The sequence below is a fragment of the Ilumatobacteraceae bacterium genome, from assembly GCA_033344875.1.
In the GTDB taxonomy this organism is placed as follows: Bacteria; Actinomycetota; Acidimicrobiia; order Acidimicrobiales; family Ilumatobacteraceae; genus Ilumatobacter.
The window spans coordinates 667817-684610 of the sequence record JAWPMO010000001.1 but is presented as its reverse complement, the minus strand read 5'-3'; the positions used below and the strand labels follow the sequence as shown (position 1 = coordinate 684610).

Genomic DNA, 16794 nt, shown 5'->3' with positions numbered 1-16794 from the left:
TCACGATACGGGCGCAGCCTCCTCGGCGGTCGTCGGGGCAAACCGGTCGGGCTCGGGTTCGACGACGATCGGGTGCTCGTCGATCAGCGCGACCAGCCGCCTCCAGATCGGGTCGTAGACGGCCGGCGCGTCGACATCCGGTCCGTTGAGGACCAGCGAGAAGTCGACCTCGCGACGATCGGCGCCGGGTTGGGTGCCGGTGAGGGCCTTGACGTCGGTCAACGTGCCGGTCTTCGCCCGCAGGCGGCCCTCGGCCTCGGTGCCGAGCAGTTGGGGCGAGAGCGTGCCGTCGCGTCCGGCGACGGGCAGCAGCGATCGCAACCGGTCGCCGACGGGCGCATCGGCGAGCAGCGAGGTCAGTGCGGTGCAGCTGGTGCGGTTCGATCGGCTGAGACCCGAACCGTCGTGGAACTCGACACCGTCGAGCGGGATGCCCCATCCCTCGATGGTGGAGCGCATCACGTCGAGTCCGGCCTGTCGTGTGCCGACGCCGGTCGCGACGAAGCCGATCTCCTTGACCATCATCTCGGCGGTGTTGTTGTCGCTCGTGTGCAGCATCTCGACCAGGATCTCGGTGAGGGGTTCAGACTCGACGAACGCGAGCGTCGTGAGATCAGCGTCGGCCGGTCGTGCGGCGTTGGCGGCAGCACCGGTGATCGTGATCCCCCGGGCGATCAGGAGGTCGGTGAACACCCTGGCGGCGCTACGGCTCGGATCGAGCCCGTAGTTGCCGTTCTCGACGAGCCCGTCGTTGACGAGCAGCGCGTCGTAGGGCCCTCCGTCGATGTTGGTGATGTCGTCGCCCCACGACGGTGCGCGGAACTCGTCGTCGTAGCGGCTGCCGTCGCCCACGATGTCGCCATCGATCGTCGTGATGCCAAGGGTGAGCAGTCGGTCGGCGAGCAGGTCGAGCGACGTCGTGTTGAACGCCGGGTATCGAAGCGGGTCGGGTACCCCCTCGGTCCGCAGGACGGGGTCGCCGCCACCGACGAGGTACACGTCGCCGGCAACGGTGCCGTCGAACGGCCGCGGTGACTGCAGCTCGGTCCGGTACCGGTGGTCGGCCCCGAGGACGTCGAGCGCGACGGCGGCGACGAACAGTTTCTGGTTGCTGGCCGGGATCAACGCTCCGTCGGCGCCGAGTTCGAGCACGACCCCGTCACGGTCGACGATCCGGAGGCACGAACGGTCGTCGACGTCGTCGGTGACGCGGCCGATCCGCTCGGCGAACGCCGCGTCGGAGGCAGCGGCTGCGACCCGTTCGGCGAGCGGTGTCGGGTGCCGGCGCAGCGACAGCAGGTCGGTCGCCAGTTCGGGAGCCGGCTCGGCCGGGATCGTCGTGGTCGTCGTCGTGGTCGGCGGGGGCACATTGGCGTCCGCGTACTGCCACACCCCGGCGAGGACGACGGCGGGTACCAACGCGAACGCAGCCAGACCCGCGAGCGGCACCGCTCGGCGACGTTCGCGGTTCATCGCGGCCCGAGGGTGGTCGGACTCGCCACGGCGGGGAACGAATCGAGCGCGGTCACCAGCTCGGCCCACACGGGTCGATACTCGCTCTGATCCGAGATCGTCGGACCGTTGAGGAGCAGTGCGAACTCGATCGCTCCCCCGCCGTCGAACGGCAGGAAGCCGGAGAGCGCTTTGACGGCCGGCGGGTCCTCGTCGATCGGGAAGTTGTTGAGCGTGCCGGTCTTGCCGCGCAGCCGGCCGGCGAGTCGCGTGTCGCCGAAGATGTCGATCAGGGTTCCGGAGGTGCCGGCCACGGCGAGGCCCTGGCCGGTCGCACTCTCGGCGCCGACGTGCTGCAGCACGCCGAGCATCGTCGTGCAGGTCGTGCGATTGTCGAGGCTCAGGCCGCTGCCGTCGCCCAGTTCGAGCCCGGCGACATCGACGCCCCACGACGCGATCGTGGCCCCGATGGTCTCGAGGCCGGCGATCCGGGTCCCGGCGCCGGTGGCCTCGTAGCCGATCTCCTTCACCATCAGTTCGGCGGTGTTGTTGTCGCTGTTGGTGAGCATTTCCGCGATGATCGCAGGCAACGGTTGGGAATCGATCGCGGCCAGTTCGGTCGAGCCCTCGGGAGCGGCACCGGACGACGCTCCGCCGGTCACGACGATGCCCTGTTCGGCCAGGATCCTGACGAACTCGCGGGCGCCGGCCTCGTTGGGGTCACTGCCACGCTGGTCGTCGCCGAGGACCCGCGCGTCGTTGACGAGGAGCGCGTCGTAGGGCCCTGCTTCGAGCCCGGCGACGCCGGCGCCCCATCCGGGGGCGTAGAACTCGTCGTCGTATCGGCTGCCGTCACCTCGCACGACACCGGCGATCTGGGTGACGCCGGCCGCGGCGAGCTGACGTCCCAGCTCGTCGAGCGGCGTCGTGTTGAACGGTGGGAAGCGGTCGAGTTCGGCCTGCTCGTACCACTCACCGGACAGCAGCGGATCGCCGCCACCCACCAGGTATACGTCGCCGGTGATGACGCCGCCGGACGGCTGCGGCCCGACGACCCTGGTCGTGTAGACGAAGTCGTTGCCGAGCACCTGCTCGGCGACCGCTGCCACCAGGATCTTCTGGTTGCTCGCCGGGATGACCGCCAGGTCGGGGTTCTGCTCGCCGACGAGCACGCCGTCGAGTGAGATGGCGGCACACGACCGTTGGCCGGTGCTGCCCAGCAGCGGTTGCACGGCGGCACGGAACGCGTCGAGGTTGAGGTCGCGAGACAACACGGTGGCCGAGCGCCGGAACGACAGCAGCTGGGTCGAGAGCGCCAGCCGGGGCTCGGTGACCGGCTCGGCGACGGTGTCGGTCGGGACCGCGTCGGCGGCGATCTCGGCGCGGTCGCTCGCCCAGCGCCACACGCCCCACAGCAGGGCCGCGGGGATCGCCGCCAGGACCGCGATCGCGACCAGCGGGTGGAGACCCCCGGAGCGGTGACGGGGGGTCACGTGGCGCGTCGCTCCTGGTAGCGCGCCCGCCGGTACAGGGCGCCGAGCGCAGCGACGGCGCGGTCGCCGCTCGGGTAGGTGACGCCACCCAGCTCGCGCACTGCCGCCGGGCCGGGGTTGTCCGGATCGGCGACGGCGAGTTCGGTTGCCGTGAGGATCGGTTTGCCCGTGCTGCGCGAGACCTCGACGGCAGCTTCGGCGAACCGGCGATCTTGGCGCTCGTGGTACTCGACGATCCGTTCGAGCCCGTGATCGGGGTAGAACGGGCCCTCGCGCATCAGCCGCGCCTGGTTCGACTGGATCCCGAGCCCGATGTACACGATCGCGTCGACCGACGGGTGTTCCGCGATCAGCCTCATGACCGTCGGGATCGTGTCGCGGGTTTCACCGCCGGCGCAGTCCACCGGGTTGTTCCGGCTCCAGCGCGGCGGGAGGTGCTCGTCGACCGCTGCCAGCAGATCATCCGGCAGTTCGAGCAGTTCGAGGTCGGGGTCGCGGGTCACGGCATCGGCGGTGACGACGCCCCACCCGCCGGCGGTGGTGAGCACCACGACGCGGGGCCCGGACGGCAAGGGTTGCGTCGCGAACGTGGCCGCGAACTCGAAGGCCTCCTCGACGCTCGCCGCACGCGTGATGCCGTTGGAACGACAGGCGCCGTCGAACACCTTGTCGTCCGCTGCCAGCGCCCCGGTGTGGCTGGCGGCCGCACGCGCGCCACCGGCGGTCGAGCCGCCCTTGAGCAGGACGAGCGGCTGGCGGCTCGCCGCGGTCCCGAGCCGGCGCATGAGGCCCTCGCCGTCGGTGATGCCCTCGATGTAGGCGAGTCCGACCCTCGTCGCCGTGTCGTCGGCGTAGAAGTCCAGGTAGTCGGCAACCCCGACCGCTGCGGCGTTGCCGGCGGAGACGGCCCGACTGATGCCGACGCCCGTCGACCGCGACAGGTTGAGGAAGCTCGACACGAAGTTCCCCGACTGGCTGGCAACGCCGATCGTGCCGGCCGGCGGGTACGGCGCGACGATCTGTGCGCACAGGTTGGCGGGGGCCGACACGACGCCCTGGCCGTTCGGGCCGGCCAGCAGGATCCCCAGCTCGTCGGCCAGCGCGACCAGTTCGATCTCGGCGGCTCGACCCTCGTCGCCCGCCTCGCCGTAGCCGGCGGACGTGACGAACGCGGCGCGGACGCCCTTCGCCGCACACGCGCGCAGGATGTCGGGGTTGGTCGAGCCCGGGGTGCACACGAACACGAGGTCGATCGCATCGTCCGGCAGCGACTCGATGTCGGCGACCGTCTGGATGCCCAGGACCTCCTCGTCCTTGAGGTTGGTACCGAAGACGGCACCCTCGTACCCCGAGGCGAGCAGATTGTGCAGCGACACGAACCCGAACTTGCCCGGATGCGACGACGCACCGGTCACCAGGACGCCACGCGGCTCGAACAGGGCTCGGAATCCGTCGTCGGACGGGCGCCGGCGCATCGGTGGGTGCGCGCTCACGGGCTCACCGAGCTCCACGAGCGCGTCGACCGCCACGGGAGCCCCCTGCGGTGTGATGATCAGCGGGTTGACGTCGACGCTCGCGACGTCGGGCCGGTCGACCGCCAACCGGCCGAGACCGACGAGCAGCGTGACGATCGCGTCACGGTCGACGGCCGCTTCGCCCCGGAATTCGCCGAGCAACGCCTGGGTGGCGAGGTCGTCGATCATCTCGCGTGCGGTCACCTCGTCGAGCGGTGCCGGGCGGAACACGACGTCGGCGATCGCCTCGGCCAGGATCCCGCCGATGCCGAGCATCACGGTCGGCCCGAACTGCGGATCGCGCAGGAGTCCGATGATCAGCTCGCGGTTGCCGCCGATCATCGGTGCGACGAGCACGCGCACCTCGCCGTCGTCGGGCGTCGCCGCGGCGAGCAGTTCGGCGGCCGCCGACTCGACCGCGGCACGGTCGCCGAGCTTGAGCCGCACGAGGCCCCGCTCGGTCTTGTGGGCGATCGCGTCGCCTTCCAACTTGGCCACGACCGGGTACCCGATCGCGTCAGCGGCGTCGCCCGCGTCGGCAGCAGCGGCCACGAGACGTTCGTCGGGAACGGGCAGGCCGTAGGCGACGAGCAGGTGTTTCGAGGCGGATTCGGAGAGGGTCGAGGGGGCGCTCATGCGCCGCCCACGGTACCCACTGGGGCTCGGGCGCTGTTGGCAATCGGCTACGGGAGCAATGCTGAGCGGAAGAACTGCACGACGTGCTCTTCGCGGGCGGCGAGTGCCGTCTCCGACAGCGGGGCGACGTCGAGCAACCCCTCGAGGAACGGTTCGTCGGAGAAGTACGACAGCAGCGCGCCGTAGCCCGTGATCAGGAGTTGTCGGGCGTCTTGCGGCGTGAAGACACCGGCGTCCATCTCGCGCTCGAAGTAGTCGGCGGCCAAGTCGAACATCGGTCGCAGCACGCTGGCCAGGTCGATCGCCAGGTGTTCGCCACCGTCGATCGCTTCGCGCCGGACCATCCGCACGTAGTTCGGGTTGTCGGCGAAGAACCGGAATCCGGTACGCAGGACGAGTTCGACCTTGTCCCACCCGGCCTGCGGTGCGGCGATCGCCGAGGTGAGCCGGTCGAACCAGTCGCTCAGGAGATGCTCGAACACCTCCTGGTACAGCGCTTCCTTCGACGAGAAGTGGTGGAGCAGGCTGGGTCGTCGGATGCCGACACCCGCCGCGATGTCGTTGAGCGACGTGCCCTCGTAGCCCGCGTGCGCGAAGCAGCCGAGCGCTTCGTCGAGGATCTGCTCGCGCGTCGACCGTTGATCGTTCGGCGGGGCCGCAGCCGTCGCTGATGTATCCGTCGTCATGTGATCGCAGACGCTACACCGCTCGGGCGTCGACCGCCTACCGACCGGTAGGTAGCCGATGCTACGCTGCGATCCGATGCGCACCCTTCTCCTCGCACTCGCCGTCGGGATCAGCGTGACCACGCTGGCCAACATCTGCACCACCGTGTACCTGCACCGTGGCCTCTCCCATCGAGCGGTCACCTTCAGCCGGCCGGCCCACGCCGTGTTCAAGACCCTCGTGTGGCTGAGCACGGGCATCAAGGTCCGCGAGTGGGTCGCCGTCCACCGCAAGCACCACGCCCACACCGACACCCCCGACGACCCACACTCCCCTGCCGTCAGCGGCTGGAAGACGGTGCAGGTCAAGAACCTGGGCATGTACCGGGCAGCGGCCCACGACCCGGCGAACATCGACAAGTACGCCAAGGATCTCGCTCCGACGGCGTGGGACCGGGTGCTCTACGACCGCTCCTGGCTCGGTCTCCTCACCGGAACTGCGCTGCTGTGTCTGGCGTTCGGCTGGCGGGTCGGACTGCTCGCCGCGGTGATCCACGTCAACTACTACCTGGCCGGTTCGGCCGCGGTGAACGCGATCGGTCACCACTTCGGACGCCGCCCCTACGACAACTCGGCGACCAACCTGCAGTGGCTGGCGTTCGTCACCGCCGGTGAGGGGCTCCACAACAACCACCACGCCGCACCGACGTCCGCGAAGTTGGCGCACCGCTGGTACGAGATCGACCCGGGCTGGCTCGTCATCAAGCCGCTCACGTGGATGCGGCTCGCCCGGGTGCGACTCAACGGGTTGAAGCTCTCCGGACGCGCACAAGCGCCGGCCAACGCCGCCTGAGCGGGTCGACCGGCGCTTGCGCCGGATCATGGTTCGAGACCGGGATCAGCTGGGCGGGTAGACGCCCATGCCCTTCGCCTTCTCGGTCTGCCAGAAGACGTCGGCGATCTCGTCGATCAGTGACAGCAGCTTCTCGGCGGGCTCCTTGTCGACCGACTTCTTGACCTCACCGGCCTGGTGGATGGCGTCCCAGAACAGCTGGTGGAGGTTCGGGAACTGCGCGAAGTGGTCGGGCGCGAAGAAGTCGGCCCACAGCACCATCAGATGATGCTTGACCTCTTCGGCACGCTGCTCCTTGACGATGATGCAACGGGTCTTGAAGTGCTCGTCGTCGGAATCGTGGAACTTGCCGATGGTCTTCAGGCACGACAGCGCCTCGATCTTGGCCTGGGCGGGGTCGTAGACACCGCAGTAGAGGTCGCAGTGGGCGTGGGCGACGGTCGCATTCGAAAAGAGGCGGCTGAACATCGGATGGATCTCCTTGATTGATTGCCGGACGAGCATGTGGTTGCCGTCAGAGACGGAACGAACTCAAACCTACACTTCCCGATCGTGCTCTCCATGAAACGGTTCGTCGTGGCCGAGGCATCGATGCAACCGACGCTGCGGCCCGGGGACGGCATCATCGCGATCCGATCGGGTCGCGCCCGCCGGGGTGAGATCCGATGCTTCGAACACCCGACCCGACCGGGCTTCTGGCTGATCAAGCGTGTCGGCGACGTTCGCGAGGACCGCTTCGAAGCGCTGTCCGACAACCCCGACGTCGACGCTGTCGATTCACGACGGTTCGGCTTCGTGCCGATCCGTGGCAGCTACCGCATGCTGCTCCGCGTCCCGGGTTGACCGATCCGACCGAACGTCAGCGCCGTCGCGCCACGAGCGTGGCTTCGCCGTCGAGCTCCACACTGCGCAGGACATCGACGTCGAAGGAACGGAACGCGCACACCAGATCGCCCGGCGGAGCGTGGAAGGGACCGGGCGCATCGTCCAACCCCACCTGCGACAGCACCGTCACCACGAGCACGCCATCGGGCTCGAGGGCGTACACCAACTGCTCGTAGAGGCTCGGGTCGCGGAATCGCTGACAGATCACCAGGGAGAACGAACTGGTCAGCTCGGTCGGCAGCCCGCCGTCGAGGTCGACCACGCGACTGTCGATCCGGTCGCGGACACCGGCCGTCATCGCCGCCGAGTTGAGCGCGGTGATCGCGACGTCGGAGGTGTCGATCGACACCACCTCGAACCCTTGCCGGGCAGCCCAGATCGACTGCTCGCCGAGCCCGCAGGCCACATCGAGGCAGCGGCCGCCGCGCGCCAGTTCGATGCCGCCGAGCCCTTTCGGCATCGACGGCTCGCCCGTCGATCGGCCCTGGTAGCGGGCATTCCAGCGATCGGCGTCGTCGTGCATCGCCACGATCTTCGCAGGTACCCTCGACGACATGCAGATCGTTTCGGCCCTCTTCGTCGAGAACTTCGAGATGCGACAGGCCCCCGGCCCGTCGACGCGGATCGACCTGACCGGCGCGATGTTCTCGATGGCGGCACCCAGCCCTGCGCCGGTGACCATCTCGCCCCATCTCGTCGGGTTGATCTTCTGCCCGGCCGACGAGAGCGGGAGCGGCGTGTTCGAGGTCGTGTTCCGAACGGAGATGGGCGATCCCGAGGCCGATGATGCCGGCGAGCACCTGGCGCGCAACGTGAGCCCGTTCACGGTCGAGCCCGGCAAGTTCACCTACCGCCTGGTGCGTGGCGAGCTCGAGTTCGACGAGTACCGCCAGATCTTCGCGTACTGCCGGGTCGATCACGGCCCGTGGCACGTCGTGCCGTTCACGCTCCTGCCACCCACCGAAGAGCCGACGACGGCCTGAGTCGACGTCCTACGCTGCTGTGGGTGACTCCACGGCTCGTCTCGTTCGTTCTCGCCGCTGCGCTCCTGACCGGCGCCTGTTCGTCATCCGACGACGCTGCGTCGACCACGCCACCGCCGAGCGTCGCCGGCACGCAGCCCGGCACGACCGCGCCACCTTCCACCGCCGCCGACTCGACGACGACGACGTCCGCGCCGACGACCACGGCACCACCCACGTCATCGTCGAGCACGTCCCCGCCGACCAGTGTCGCCACGACCACCAGCAGCGTCGCCACGACACCCACCACCACCGAGGCGGCCGATTTCACCGACGCCGAGCAGGCCGATCGCGACGTCGCCCGGACCGCGCTGATCACCCTGTCGGTCTTTCCCGACGGATGGGTGGAGGATCCGGTCGAGGACGACGCCGCTGACGATGACGGCAGCGACAGTGAGTTCGAGGCGCAGTTCGACACCTGTCTCGGCCGGGACGGTGAGGACCAGGTCGGCGACGAGATCGATCGCCTCAAGGTCAGCACCGGCGACTTCCACCCGATCGACGACGACGCGACGACCGTGGCGCACGAGGTCGTGCTCGCTCCCGATGTCGACACCGCGCTCGATGCGATGGCGGAGGTTCGCGTCGACGGCGCCGAATCGTGTCTCGCCGACGTGATCGGCGAGTTCTACCGCACGACGTTCGCTCGTGACCCCGACCTCGCCGACGTCGGCATCGGTGACGTACTCGTGACTCGGACCGAAGGCGATCGCGACCCCGACGTCGCGGTGGGTGTACTGCTCGAGGTTCCGCTCACCATCGGTGACCAGACCGTGAGCCAGTTCCTCGAACTGCTCTACCAGCGTCAGGGGCGCGCCTTGAGCGAACTGTCGTTCTCGTCGTTCGGGAGCCGCTTCGACCGCGACGGCTACACCGTGCTGAGCGACGAGGTGGTCATCCGCCTCGCCACGATCGGCAACTGATCGAAGTCGGCCGGTGCCGCCTGACGCAGGCAAGCCAACGCCCGGCCGAGCGATAAGGTCGACGGTGATGTCGTCGCTTTCCAGAGAACTCGATCAACAGGCCGTCAACGCGATCCGCGGATTCGCCATGGACGCCCCGCTCGCCGCCAACAGCGGCCATCAGGGCACAGCGATGGCACTCGCTCCCCTCGCCCATGTGCTCTACAGCCGGGTGATGAAGTTCGATCCTGCCGATCCGGCCTGGCCCGACCGTGATCGCTTCGTCCTGTCGGCCGGCCATGCGTCGATCCTGCAGTACTCGCTGTTGTTCCTGACCGGGCACGGTCTCGAACTCGACGACCTCAAGGCGTTCCGCCAGTACGAGTCGGCGACGCCGGGGCACCCCGAAGCCGGTCACACCGTCGGCGTCGAGGTCACCACCGGCCCGCTGGGGCAGGGTTTCGCCAACGCCGTCGGCATGGCGATCGCCGAGCGGGTACTCGCCGGCGAGTTCGGCGAGGCGGTCGATCACCACACCTTCGTCATCGCCGGCGACGGCTGCCTGATGGAAGGCGTGTCGCACGAAGCGGCGTCGCTCGCCGGCCACCTCGGACTCGACCAACTGATCGCGATCTACGACGACAACCACATCACGATCGACGGCGACACCGACCTCGCGTACAGCGACGATGTGCCGGCCCGCTTCCGGAGCTACGGCTGGAACGTCGTCGAACTCGGCGAGATCGCCAACGACCTCGACGCGCTCGAGGCGGCCCTGAACGCCGCCAAGGACCACACCGGCTCACCGACGCTGCTCGTCCTCCGCTCGCACATCGGGTATCCCTCCCCCGACCACACCGACGACCACGAGGCCCACGGCCTTGCGTTCGACGCCGGCGACGTCACCCGCACCAAGGAGACGATGGGCATCCCCGACGAGCCGTTCTGGGCACCCGCCGAACTGGTCGACGCCTACCGAGCTCACGCAGGGTCCCGTGGCGCCGAGGCGCGCACCGGCTGGGCCGAACAGAACGCCACGACGATCGCCTCCGCCGAGTGGGTCGCCGCCTGGAACGGCACGGGTGTCGAGGGTTGGGATGCCGACCTCCCCACCTACGAGCAGGGCGAGCAGGTGCCGACCCGCAAGGCGATCCAGGCCGCGTTCCAGGCGACCGAGCAATCGATCCCCGGCCTCGTCGCCGGTGCGGCCGACCTGACCGGCAACACCGGCACCAAACTCGCCGACCAGACGGCGCAATCGGCCGCCGATCCGGGCGGACGCCAGATCTACTACGGCGTGCGTGAGCACGCGATGGGTTCGGCGATGGTCGGCATGGCCCAGCACGGCGGCGTGCTCCCGGCCGGCGGAACGTTCTTCGTGTTCGTCGACTACATGCGCCCGCCTGTCCGCCTCGCCGCCCTCTCCGGCGCCAAGGTCTGCTTCGTGTTCACCCACGACTCGGTCGGCGTCGGCGAAGACGGCCCGACGCACCAGCCGATCGAACAACTCGCCTCGATCCGAGCGATCCCCGGGCTGCACGTGATCCGACCGGCCGACGCCAACGAAACGATCAGCGCCTGGCGCGACACCGTTCATCACGACGGCCCGACGGCGCTCGTGCTCAGCCGGCAGAACATCGAGGTCGTGACCGACGGCTCGGCCGTCGAGTTCGGCGCCGGGATCGTCCGCGGCGACGGCGACCCCGACATCGTGCTCGTCGCCACCGGCAGCGAAGTCGCCGTGTGCGTCACCGCAGCCGGGCAGCTGGCCGAACAAGGTGTCTCGGCCCGCGTCGTCAGCATGCCCTCGTGGGATCGCTTCGACGAGCAGAACACCGGTTTCCAACGTGGCATCTTCCCGCCGAACGTTCCGGTCCTCGCGGTCGAGGCCGGCGTTGCGTTGGGATGGCACAAGTACGCCGACGACGTGATCAGCATCGAACGATTCGGCGCCAGCGCACCCGGCGGTGTGGTCATGGACAAGTTGGGTATCAATCCCGACAACGTGGTGACCCACGCCCAGGGCCTCCTGGCCGACTGAACGAACCAACACGATCGGAGCAGCTCATGACCAACCGCCTGCACGCACTCTCCCAGGAACAGGGGCAGAGCCCGTGGCTCGACAACCTGAAGCGCAGCTATCTGACCTCGGGTGAGCTCGCGCGGATCCGCGATCGCGGCGTTCGTGGGCTCACGTCGAATCCGTCGATCTTCCAGAAGGCCATCCAGGGTTCGCCCGATTACGACGAGCAGTTCAGCGAACTCGCTGCCGACGAGCACCCGGTGATCGACGACTACTGGGCGATGGTGCTCGCCGACATCCACGGCGCCTGCGACGTGTTCTCACGCGTGTACGACGAGACCGACGGCGTCGACGGCTATGTGTCCGTCGAGGTCGACCCCGGTCTCGCTCACGACGGCCCCGGTACGGAGGCCGCGGCACGGGAACTGCACGAACGCCTGCGCCGCCGGAACCTCATGGTCAAGATCCCCGCGACCGAGGCCGGGCTCGCCCCGATCCGCCAGATGATCAGCGAGGGTCGCAGCATCAACGTGACGCTGATCTTCTCGCTCGAACGGCATGCTGCCGTGATGGAGGCGTACCTCGCCGGGCTCGAGGCGTTCGCGGCCGACCCCGACGCCGATCTGTCACAGGTCGCCAGTGTGGCGAGCTTCTTCATCAGCCGGGTCGACGTCGAGGTCGATCGCCGCCTCGAGGCGATCGGCACCGACGAGGCACTCGCGTTGCGCGGCAAGGCCGGGTTGGCTCAGGGCCAACTCGCCTATCGCCTGTTCACCGAGGTCTTCAGCGGGCCGCGCTGGGAGGCGCTCGCCGCCCGCGGTGCCCGGGTGCAACGGCCGTTGTGGGCGAGCACCGGCACCAAGAACCCCGAGTACTCCGACGTGCTCTACGTCGACAATCTGATCGGTCCCGACACGGTCAACACCCTGCCGGAGCCGACGCTCGAAGCATTCGCCGACCACGGCGTCGTCGAGCGCACCGTCGACCAGAGCTACGACGAAGCCGATCGTGTCTGGCAGGCACTCGCGGATGTCGGTGTCGACATGGACGACGTGTCGGCTCAGCTCGAGCGCGAAGGCGTCGACAGCTTCATGAAGAGCTTCGACGAGTTGATCAGCGCCTTGGAGACCAAGGCGGCCGAGCTCGACGCAGGCTGAGCGTCGCCGTCACGCTGTGGCGGTACGGCACTGCGGGCCCGGCACCGAGTCCTTCGCCCCGAGATGGGCGGTGATCGCCACCCAGTCGGGCGAGAACGAGGCGACGGCGGTGTGAAGTTCGATCGTCTGCGATACGGCCCGAGCGAGCGCCAGACCGCGGCCCGATGCCGTCGGTGTCTCCGGGAACTCCCAATGGCTCGGGTGCCCGATGCCGCTGGAGTTGCCGGTCGAGGTCACCGTGAGCGTGGCGGTGTCGCCGTCGAGGGTCACGTCGAGGGTGACGACGCCGCGCGCGCCGTGTTCGTAGGCGTTGGTGACGAGCTCCGACGCGATCAGTTGCAGGTCAGCCATCATCTCCTCGGGGATCCTGCCTTCGCAGTGTTCGGCGATGGCGCGACGCTCACGGCGTGAGCCGCGCTCTTTCGGATCGCATTTGAGGGCAAGACGGGTCGGGCGGGCGGTGGCTTCCATGGCAGTATCTTCGACCACTCCGAGTGTTTGTAAACCCACTCGGAGAGTTCTTGAGGGGGTGTTGACGTTTCGAACGCCGCTCGTGACGACCGGGCGTCGTCGAAGCAGCTCTCGCCATCCGACCCGGTGCGCGCTCTAGCCTGCACGCCATGGCTGACATCACGTTCGATCGGGCACCCCGCTTCAACGAGCTCACCGAATGGCTGCAGCAGATCGCCGCCGAGTATCCGGATCTGGTCGATCTGGAGGTGCTCGGCAACTCGTACGAGGGCCGCGAGGTCTGGATCGCCACGGTCACCAATCGGGCGAACGGCCCCCACCACGAGAAGCCGGCCATCTGGCTCGACGGCAACATCCATGCCAGCGAGACCACCGCCTCCGTCGCCCTGCTGCACCTCCTGCACACGCTCTGTACCGGGTACGGATCCGATGAGCGGGTCACCCGAGCGCTCGACACCCGCACGTTCTACATCGTGCCGCGCGTCAACCCCGACGGCGCCGAGTTGGCTCTCGGCGAGGTGCCGTTCGTCGTCCGCTCGACGGTGCGCGAATGGCCGCGCACCGATCAGGCCGACGGGCTGATCGTGGGCGACGTCGACCTCGACGGCCGCAGCCTCCAGATGCGCGTGCCCGACCCGAACGGCAACTGGAAGCCGTCGGGAGCCGACCAGCGCCTCCTCGTCCCTCGCGAACCCGACGAGGTCGGCGGCGACTACTACCGGTTGTTCCGCGAGGGCAAGATCGAGAACTACGACGGCGTCAACGTCCCGATCGCTCCCCCGATCGCCGGCGTCGACTCCAACCGCAATTTCCCGTTCGACTGGGAACGTTTCCCCGGCAAGGCCCCGACGGGCGCCGGCGACTACCCCACCAGCGAGCCCGAGGTCCGGGCGGTGGTCCAGGGCGTCCACGACCGGCCGAACATCACCGCCTACTTCGCTTACCACACGTTCTCGGGGGTGCACCTGCGTCCGTACGGCAACAAGCCGCAAGACGCCCTCCCCACGGTCGACAAGTGGGTCTACGAGGATCTCGGCGAGCGATACACCGAGATCACCGGCTACCCGTCGATCTCGATCCTCGAAGACTTCCGCTACGACCCGAAGGCGGTGATCGGTGGCAGCGGAAGCGACTGGGCCTACGATCAGGTCGGGTTGATCTCGTGGACGACCGAGTTCTGGAACGCGATGCGGGCGGCCGGCCTCGACGACCCACATCCGATCGAGTGGTTCCGGTCGCATCCGGCCGATGACGAACTCAAGCTGCTCGCGTGGGTCGACGAGCACGTCCACGACGGGTTCGTCGACTGGTACGAGTTCGAACACCCGCAGCTCGGCACCGTGGAGCTCGGCGGCTGGAACAGTGCAGCGGTGTTCCGCAATCCCCCGCCCCACCTGCTGGAGGCCGAGGTGGCCCCGCACACCGAGCTGGCGATCTTCCAGGCGCTGATCGCGCCGGACCTCCGGCATCGCGAGACCCTCGTCGAACGAGCCGGCGACGACACCTGGCGAATCCGGGTGGTGGTCGAGAACACGGGCTACCTGCCGACCAACGTCACGCAGCAGGCCGTCGATCGCCGCATCGTGCTGCCGCTCCGTGGCGAGATCACGTTGCGGGAGGGTGCCACGCTCTTGACGGGCACCGAGCGCGTCGACCTGGGCCAACTCGCCGGCCGAGTGCTCAAGAACAGCGGCATCGGCATGTTCGCCGGCGGATCGGACGACACGAGCGACCGTACGGTCGCCGAGTGGGTCGTCGCTGCCCCGGCGGGCACCGAGGTCTCGGTGACCGTCCGCCACGACCGCGCCGGCATCGTGCGGACCACCATCACGCTAGAAGACTGACACCAAGCCACACCACACTGGCCTGCGGCACGCCGCACGGCTCCGCGCTATGGCAAGATTTGCCATGAGCAGCTACTCTGTCGGCATGTCGACGATGAACGTGTCGCTGCCCGACGAACTCAAGTCGTATGTCGACGAACAGGTCGACGACGGTGGCTACGGATCAACGAGCGAGTACGTCCGCGACCTCATCCGTCGCGACAAGGACCGCCAACAACTCCGACGCGTGCTGCTCGACGGCGCCTCGTCGAGTCCTGGACCGGTCGCAGATGCCTCGTACTTCGGGTCACTGCGTGACCGCATCCGATCCGACGCCTGATCATCGTGGCTGCCCGGTCTGTCCGGCTACGCGAACGCGCTGCGATCGACATCGAGCAAGCCGCTGGCCACTACCTCGGTGAGGGCGGCGTAGACGTGGCGTTGCGATTCGTCGAAGCAGTCGAACGGGCCGTGGGCCAGATCGGCCGGTCACCCAACTCGGGAAGCTTGCGGTTCTCCTACGAACTGGAGATCCCGGGCTTGTGCGTTCGCCCAGTCGCTCGTTTCCCGTATCTGGTGTTCTACGTCGTTGGCGACGAGTTCGTGGACGTATGGCGCATCCTCCACTGTCGTCGAGACATTCCGTCAGCAGTCGCCGACGACACCGACGCCTGAACTCATCACCGAACGAGCGCCGACGGACCCTCCATTGGGTCGCACACTTCGACACGCAAACATCACCGATTCCGGCAACGAGTCGACAGCGCACTCGGCCCGCCGCGAGAGCGTCGAACAGCGCATGCGTCGTCTCGGCGGGATCGGTGTCAATCGATGTGGCCGAACTCCCCGGCGGCATGAGCGGCGAAGGCGGACGTGAGTTCCTCGGGCGTGTTCATCACGAAGCCGCCCCGCTGGGCGATGGGCTGGTCGAGCGGCTCGCCTTCGATGATCACGAATTGGGCGCCCTGCTCGCTGTGCAGGGTCAGTGCCGAGGTCCCGATGTTGCTGCGGGCGGCGATCGCGTGGCCCGCCGGGAGCGTCACAGTTGCGTCGTCGGTGACGATTCGTCCATGACCGCGGATCGCCAGGACGAATGCGTGCGCGTTCGCACCGATCGTGTGGCGGAAGCTGCCGTCTCGATCGATGTGAACGTCGAGGACGGTGAGGGGCGAAGCCGGCGACAAGTGACCCGACACGTCCTGGCTGTCACCGAGGACGACGCGGACGCGGTGGCCTTCGCCGCGGATCTCGGGCATGTCGGACGCGCGAACGTGCAGTGACTCCGGTGCATCGTGCTTGTCCGACGCAGGGAGGTTGACGAACACCTGCAGGCCGTGGGCTCGCGCGCCAGGTCGCGGGCCTTCGTTGTGCACCGCGCCTCGTCCCGCCTTGAGCCAATACAGGTCGCCGGGCTCGAGATCGATGTCGTTGCCGAGCGAGTCACGGTTGTGATAGGGGCCTTGACTGTCCTCGAGCATCACCGAGACCGCCGAGATCCCAGCGTGGGGGTGGGTCCCGAAGGTCGGTTCGGTCATCGTGAAGTGGTCGACCATCACCAGCGGATCCATCAGGCCGCCGAACATCCCATGATCGAAGTTCGACGCGGCGAATCCCGTGCCGATGTCGACTCGACGCCCGCCGACCGGCTCGGTGGCGATGAAGTTCGCATGGCCGGCTGCGTTCGTCTTCTGAGTGTCTGGGAGAGCGGATGTGTTGGCGTACATGTCGGTCCTCGTTCATGTCGTGGATGGGAAGCATCCTCAACGTACGAAGCACGACCAGCCGGCGTCTTGGCCCTGGCGGCCAATCCATTGGCCAACTCGGCCACCTCCGGACTCCCTGGCGCCGACGGCGCGGACCATCGAGGTGAGCGGTTGCGACTCCTGGCTGGGCGGGTA

16 protein-coding genes are annotated in these 16794 nt (G+C 68.3%); 8 read left to right on the top strand and 8 right to left on the bottom strand.

The annotated features are described in order from the left end of the window. The 4 genes from dacB to R8G01_03245 are packed head-to-tail and all read right to left on the bottom strand — an operon-like array spanning nt 1 to nt 5781. A complete protein-coding gene (dacB, locus tag R8G01_03260) occupies nt 1-1473 on the bottom strand; it encodes a D-alanyl-D-alanine carboxypeptidase/D-alanyl-D-alanine-endopeptidase (GenBank protein ID MDW3212988.1) in 1473 nt (490 codons plus the stop codon). Further along, entirely contained in the window at nt 1470-2945 is a 1476-nt protein-coding gene (locus tag R8G01_03255; protein MDW3212987.1) for a D-alanyl-D-alanine carboxypeptidase, read from the bottom strand. The genes dacB and R8G01_03255 overlap by 4 nt, the downstream gene beginning before the upstream one ends. Then, a complete protein-coding gene (locus R8G01_03250; protein ID MDW3212986.1) occupies nt 2942-5095 on the bottom strand; it encodes an acetate--CoA ligase family protein in 2154 nt (717 codons plus the stop codon). The genes R8G01_03255 and R8G01_03250 overlap by 4 nt, the downstream gene beginning before the upstream one ends. Before the next feature lie 47 nt (nt 5096-5142). Beyond that, nucleotides 5143-5781, bottom strand: coding sequence for a TetR/AcrR family transcriptional regulator (locus R8G01_03245; GenBank protein ID MDW3212985.1), 639 nt, complete (start codon nt 5779-5781; stop codon nt 5143-5145). Nucleotides 5782-5857: 76 nt separating this feature from the next. Between R8G01_03245 and R8G01_03240 the strand changes: the two genes are divergently transcribed. After that, a complete protein-coding gene (locus R8G01_03240; protein ID MDW3212984.1) occupies nt 5858-6613 on the top strand; it encodes a fatty acid desaturase in 756 nt (251 codons plus the stop codon). A 45-nt stretch (nt 6614-6658) separates the two neighbouring features. Here R8G01_03240 and sodN read toward each other — a convergent pair whose 3' ends face one another. Continuing rightward, a complete protein-coding gene (gene sodN, locus R8G01_03235; GenBank protein ID MDW3212983.1) occupies nt 6659-7081 on the bottom strand; it encodes a superoxide dismutase, Ni in 423 nt (140 codons plus the stop codon). A 93-nt stretch (nt 7082-7174) separates the two neighbouring features. Here sodN and R8G01_03230 point away from each other — a divergent pair, with 93 nt between their 5' ends. Further along, the gene (locus R8G01_03230) at nt 7175-7456 is read left to right on the top strand and encodes a S26 family signal peptidase (GenBank protein MDW3212982.1); all 282 of its coding nucleotides are present in this window, start codon (nt 7175-7177) and stop codon (nt 7454-7456) included. Between the two features lie 16 nt (nt 7457-7472). Here the strand turns inward: R8G01_03230 and R8G01_03225 are convergent, their stop codons facing one another. Continuing rightward, nucleotides 7473-8021 carry a class I SAM-dependent methyltransferase gene (locus R8G01_03225; protein ID MDW3212981.1) on the bottom strand — a complete coding sequence of 183 codons (549 nt, stop codon included), beginning with the start codon at nt 8019-8021 and terminating at the stop codon, nt 7473-7475. Nucleotides 8022-8052: 31 nt separating this feature from the next. On the opposite strand from R8G01_03225, the gene R8G01_03220 reads away from it, so the two are divergent. From R8G01_03220 to tal, 4 genes are all read left to right on the top strand, one after another. Continuing rightward, nucleotides 8053-8481 carry a hypothetical protein gene (locus R8G01_03220; protein MDW3212980.1) on the top strand — a complete coding sequence of 143 codons (429 nt, stop codon included), beginning with the start codon at nt 8053-8055 and terminating at the stop codon, nt 8479-8481. 23 nt (nt 8482-8504) lie between these two features. Then, nucleotides 8505-9443 (top strand): hypothetical protein, encoded by a 939-nt coding sequence (locus tag R8G01_03215; protein ID MDW3212979.1) that lies wholly within the window; start codon nt 8505-8507, stop codon nt 9441-9443. A gap of 67 nt (nt 9444-9510) precedes the next feature. Next, entirely contained in the window at nt 9511-11463 is a 1953-nt protein-coding gene (tkt, locus tag R8G01_03210; GenBank protein ID MDW3212978.1) for a transketolase, read from the top strand. Between the two features lie 26 nt (nt 11464-11489). Further along, nucleotides 11490-12602 carry a transaldolase gene (gene tal / locus R8G01_03205; GenBank protein ID MDW3212977.1) on the top strand — a complete coding sequence of 371 codons (1113 nt, stop codon included), beginning with the start codon at nt 11490-11492 and terminating at the stop codon, nt 12600-12602. A 9-nt stretch (nt 12603-12611) separates the two neighbouring features. Here the strand turns inward: tal and R8G01_03200 are convergent, their stop codons facing one another. Next, on the bottom strand, nt 12612-13073 hold the full coding sequence (locus tag R8G01_03200; protein MDW3212976.1) for an ATP-binding protein: 462 nt from the start codon (nt 13071-13073) through the stop codon (nt 12612-12614). Between the two features lie 149 nt (nt 13074-13222). Here R8G01_03200 and R8G01_03195 point away from each other — a divergent pair, with 149 nt between their 5' ends. Both R8G01_03195 and R8G01_03190 read left to right on the top strand, forming a co-directional pair. Further along, nucleotides 13223-14917: a M14 family metallopeptidase gene (locus tag R8G01_03195; protein ID MDW3212975.1), complete on the top strand. Its 1695-nt coding sequence runs from the start codon at nt 13223-13225 to the stop codon at nt 14915-14917. A 64-nt stretch (nt 14918-14981) separates the two neighbouring features. Beyond that, complete coding sequence (locus R8G01_03190) at nt 14982-15236, top strand: type II toxin-antitoxin system ParD family antitoxin (GenBank protein ID MDW3212974.1); 255 nt, start codon at nt 14982-14984, stop codon at nt 15234-15236. A gap of 484 nt (nt 15237-15720) precedes the next feature. Here the strand turns inward: R8G01_03190 and R8G01_03185 are convergent, their stop codons facing one another. Then, nucleotides 15721-16620: a pirin-like C-terminal cupin domain-containing protein gene (locus tag R8G01_03185; GenBank protein MDW3212973.1), complete on the bottom strand. Its 900-nt coding sequence runs from the start codon at nt 16618-16620 to the stop codon at nt 15721-15723. Nucleotides 16621-16794 lie beyond the last annotated feature (174 nt).